Source organism: Paenibacillus sp. 2RAB27 (assembly GCF_052115445.1).
GTDB lineage: Bacteria > Bacillota > Bacilli > Paenibacillales > NBRC-103111 > Paenibacillus_E.
Genome location: NZ_JBFRGR010000083.1, coordinates 1 through 4,343 on the forward strand (window position 1 = coordinate 1; position 4,343 = coordinate 4,343).

Sequence of the window (4,343 nt, forward strand, 5' to 3'; positions counted from 1 at the left end):
GCCTTTCTTCTGTTCCCGCATGGCCTTTCTTCTGTTCCCGCATGTCCAAAATTGGAACGACGGAGTTTAATAAGCTTACTTTCAGAACGACAACTGTTATCCAGGGAAACGGAATCCTGCGAATGAGTGAGTAAAAGTGAGATAAACCCTTAAAACCGAGGGACGGGCAGTAATATTCAGTAAGTAGACTCCTTTAAATACCTTATTATGGTATAATAAATCCTCAAGTCTTTAACTAAATCCCTATTCGGAGGTTCCTATGAACACAAGACCAAAGTCGGACGAATATCTACCTAAATATGAGCAATATATCCGCTTGGTGCCAGATGGGAATTTGGTGGATATTTTGCGAAACCTGCATGACCAGTCACTGTTGTTGTTGAAAGATCTATCGGAAGAACAGAGTGTTTTCCAATATGCTGAAGGGAAATGGGCACTTAAAACCGTAGTGGGACATATTACTGATGTCGAGCGGTTATGGAACTATCGAATTCTTCGTATCGCACGCGGTGACGCACGGGAATTACCTGGTTATGACCGTGATACCTTCGCAAAGTTAGCGTCTTTTGACGACTTAGCATTGGCAGAGGTACTTGTGGATTTTTCCGCAGTCCGACAATCCACGCTTACTCTTATAGGGAATCTGCGAGAGGAAGCCTTTCTTCGTAGTGGAGAGTTTAATGGTCACCCATTGTCCGCACGTGCGGCTGCCTTTATCATAGCTGGTCATGAAACTCATCATATGAACGTTATTAAGACAAAATATCTACCCAAATGAATATCAAGTGTAGCAGATGGGTTTAAGCCATATTATACGAACTTGGAACTTACCAAATGATGCAAAAAGCAAGTGTCCATTGTTAAGCTAATGGGAGACTTTAGTTGAATAACCACCTAGGACGAGGCTGCCGGCATGAAGGGCAGCCTTTGCTCACTTAACTGGCAGGATAGCTTAATCACTTACCGAATTATTTAAATATCCTACTTTCAATGAGGGGTGAACGTTTTTGAATGCAATATTAAAAGACTCTAAACAGATTCAATATTATACATACCTAGGACCCATATTCGAGGCTCTTCAAAATCGACAACACGATTATAATTGGTTATTAACAGATTTAGAACTAAACTGGATACCAGATGATTTTTTGAACTACTTCGGAGAATATCAAGTAAATAAAGGGACCTGGGATAGAAATAATAAATACTGGATTTCAGGTGAGCAATTAACAAACTTAATTGGCAAGAATAAAATCCAATTTATTTGGGGTGTAATCTCAGGGTTTAGAAAGTCGGAGAAGATTGATATTAATAATTTGAGCGTCGTTCCGTTTGCAGATGGTAACCCAGGGTTTTGGAAACCAGGAGCCACAGTTCAACATCCAAAAGCTGAAGTAGAAATTGTCTGTTGGGATTCTGGACTTACTCTCATGATAAGTAAAGACCAATCCTTAGTTAAAAGCTATATGGATTTTTTTAAAGACGCAAAAGACCTTGATGAGTACAATTTGGAAAACTGATGTTCAGTACGTCGTTAAACTAACGTAGGAACGTTAGCACAATTACAAATAGGCTGCCAGCATCAGCGGGGGTCGCGAAATAGATCCATTTCTCAATAAATAATGAAGAACCTAGATAAAATGAAGAGACCATAGCTCGTTGCTATGGTCTCTTCCTATGAAGCGGTCAGTAAAATTACTAATTACGAAATTCGCCCACTCACTTCAACTGTCTGTCAACGCCTACTGCTGAACCGTTTGATCGCTTCCTCGGTCACTGGCGCGAAGAGGTTAACCAGGTTGCCGTCGGGATCCCGAAACAGCACAGCACGGTTCCCCCACGGCATCGTGGTTGGTTCCTTTACCCACTCGCCAACAAAGGGCTTCAAGCGCTCGTATTCGGCATCGACATCGTGGACGCGAAACTCGATGATGACAGTGTGATTGTCGGCCGCCACTGCGGAACCAGCGCCGAACAGTTGCACCGTCTGGGAGTGGCCGATCGCCAGGGTGCACGATGGCACAACGAGTTCGGCAAAGACGGGCGCGGGGCGTTCCGCCGAAACACCCATGACTTTCTCATAGAACTCGACGAGACGATCCACGTCGTCGGTAATGATGCGTACAGAAGCTAAATTCACGAGATACCATCCTTCCTATAACAAATGATACAATACCGTATCATATCATTTTGGGCCAAAATACTTCGCATTTATCTCCCACTCCTTTACGATTACTTACTCCGATTATAAAAAACATTACTGACAACAGTATGTCAGTAGTGTTTTAACATTTTTAGGGCTTCCTTCAGAATTCGATTTCGGAATGCATGATATGGATGCTGCCGCGTTCCCCGATCTCAACCTTGGTGTAGCTGTTCAGCAAGTCCATGCCGGTCGAATAGCCTTGCCAGGACAGCTCCTTCATGCAGCACTGGTACGTTGGCCTGTCGTGGACGAATTGGTATGAGTAGCTGTCGCCCTCGTCCTCGCCCAAATGGATAGTTGAAAGGATATTAGCCGGAATACAGAATAAGTAATGGGATTAACTGGCGTTACGCTAACGCAAAACGATAGTTCAATCACGAGATTACGGCAGCCGGCACATACTGGGCTGCCGTTGCCCGTTGAAGTAATAGGTAGTATTTTGGCAAATGTTATTGTACTATAATAGTTTATAAGGTAATATATGGATTATAATTAGGGCATTCCCATATTAATTTTAAATAGGAGTTACTATCCAAGATGAAACACAATAAACTATTATATAGTACACTTTTGTTGCTCACTGCGGGAGCTATCGCTGGAGGATTCGTTACCGTAAAGAAACAAAAAGCAAGTGAAAATATAGTCGTACAGCCCAACCAGATCACTCCGTCGTATATTGATAAGGTGGCTGTTAATTTAGGAAGCCCGCCTGCTGAGGAACCCACTGTCACAGCACTCAAGGGTGCTACAATACCTGATGATGTAGCCTTACAAGGTGCAATGTTAAACCAGACAATGAATTGTAATGGTCAAGGTTCTGCCTCGTTAACCTATAAAGCAATTACTGATGGTAATAAAGAGAAAGTCAGTTTTTATGTTCATAATATAGGAGAGAAAAAGTTATATTTCAGACTCAAATCCCCTCAAGGAAACAATTGGATAAAAACTGCAGTTGAAGCAAATACAGTTTTTGTAGGTGAGATGCAATGGGGAATATCGCAAGAAGGACAGTGGAACTTTGATTTAAACAATGATGATGGGTCAGTTATTTCCGTTAAGATAATATCTGAGAAAGTTTAGGCTAAAGGAGAACGTTTGTTCAAAACACAGCAATGGGAGGCTGCCGGCACGATCGGCAGCCTTTCGCTCACCTAACGGGCAAAAATTGTTAAAAAGCTTTCGCGAATACCCTACATATGGATTTACAAGTTTACAAAATAAGTACCAATCTAGGCACACGGAGGAGAAATATGCTATACGGACAACGAGTAACATTAAGGCGTGTTGTTGAAGAAGATTGGGAAAAGCGATATGAATGGCTGTCCGATCCTGTAGTTAACCGAAAGTTACCATCAGGAAGTGGTATGCCCCTAACACCGGAAGTGGTCAGAGAACGTACACGGAAGTACGCGCAAACAGATCTAACATCTGTCTATTTTACCATAATAAAAGAAGACGGCATCCCGATTGGCAATACCCAATTGTTTAATATCCATCCTTGGTCCAAGCATGCTGAATTTGGTATTTGGATTGGGGACAAAATGGTATGGGCGCAAGGTTATGCTACAGAAGTGACAGGTGTTGTTCTGAATTTTGCATTCGAGCGTTTAAACCTTCATAAAGTGTATTTGACGGTAGATGCTGATAATCCTGGTGCTATTCGGAGTTATGAAAAGGCTGGTTTCAATAAGGATGGCATACTAAGAGACGAAGTCTATAAAAATGGTCAATATGTCGATCGTATAATGATGAGTATTTTGAAGCATGAATACTTAAAACTATCTAGTTGTTCCAAATAACAAAGCATATAGGAAAACCATTCTGGAAGAAACTACGAAAGATAGTGTGCTTTCTCGAAAAATTGAATGTAAGCTAACGTAAGAACTATAGCAACACAACATTAAGCTTAAAAAAGGAGCAATGTAGCGATGTACGAACATCTCGTTGTATTCAAGTTCAATACTAATATCACGCCAATCAAGCAACAGGAATTGCTGGATCAATTGTTAACGTTTCGGGATCGTATCCCCGGGATATTTGATATAAGTGCAGGCATCAACGTAACTGAAGAAACGGAAAATATTAAGGGCTATACTCTCGGATTACGGGTAACGTTTGAAGACCTTGCGTCGCTGCG

The 4,343-nt window shown here is 41.7% G+C and carries 7 protein-coding genes; 6 read left to right on the plus strand and 1 reads right to left on the minus strand.

Annotation, left to right across the window (positions count from 1 at the left end; genetic code table 11):
- Positions 1–259 precede the first annotated feature (259 nt).
- Positions 260–778 carry a DinB family protein gene (locus AB4114_RS35585; protein ID WP_441992648.1) on the plus strand — a complete coding sequence of 173 codons (519 nt, stop codon included), beginning with the start codon at positions 260–262 and terminating at the stop codon, positions 776–778.
- A 229-nt stretch (positions 779–1,007) separates the two neighbouring features.
- Positions 1,008–1,520, plus strand: coding sequence for a hypothetical protein (locus tag AB4114_RS35590; RefSeq protein WP_441992649.1), 513 nt, complete (start codon positions 1,008–1,010; stop codon positions 1,518–1,520).
- A gap of 215 nt (positions 1,521–1,735) precedes the next feature.
- On the opposite strand, the gene AB4114_RS35595 is transcribed toward AB4114_RS35590, so the two are convergent.
- Complete coding sequence (locus AB4114_RS35595; protein ID WP_441992650.1) at positions 1,736–2,140, minus strand: VOC family protein; 405 nt, start codon at positions 2,138–2,140, stop codon at positions 1,736–1,738.
- A gap of 184 nt (positions 2,141–2,324) precedes the next feature.
- On the opposite strand from AB4114_RS35595, the gene AB4114_RS35600 reads away from it, so the two are divergent.
- The 4 genes from AB4114_RS35600 to AB4114_RS35615 form a co-directional block, all read left to right on the plus strand.
- Positions 2,325–2,468: a hypothetical protein gene (locus AB4114_RS35600; protein ID WP_441992651.1), complete on the plus strand. Its 144-nt coding sequence runs from the start codon at positions 2,325–2,327 to the stop codon at positions 2,466–2,468.
- A 275-nt stretch (positions 2,469–2,743) separates the two neighbouring features.
- Complete coding sequence (locus AB4114_RS35605) at positions 2,744–3,286, plus strand: hypothetical protein (RefSeq protein WP_441992652.1); 543 nt, start codon at positions 2,744–2,746, stop codon at positions 3,284–3,286.
- A gap of 170 nt (positions 3,287–3,456) precedes the next feature.
- The gene (locus AB4114_RS35610; protein WP_441992653.1) at positions 3,457–4,005 is read left to right on the plus strand and encodes a GNAT family N-acetyltransferase; all 549 of its coding nucleotides are present in this window, start codon (positions 3,457–3,459) and stop codon (positions 4,003–4,005) included.
- Between the two features lie 129 nt (positions 4,006–4,134).
- Positions 4,135–4,343: Dabb family protein (locus tag AB4114_RS35615; RefSeq protein ID WP_441992654.1), on the plus strand; the 209-nt coding region annotated here is incomplete at its 3' end.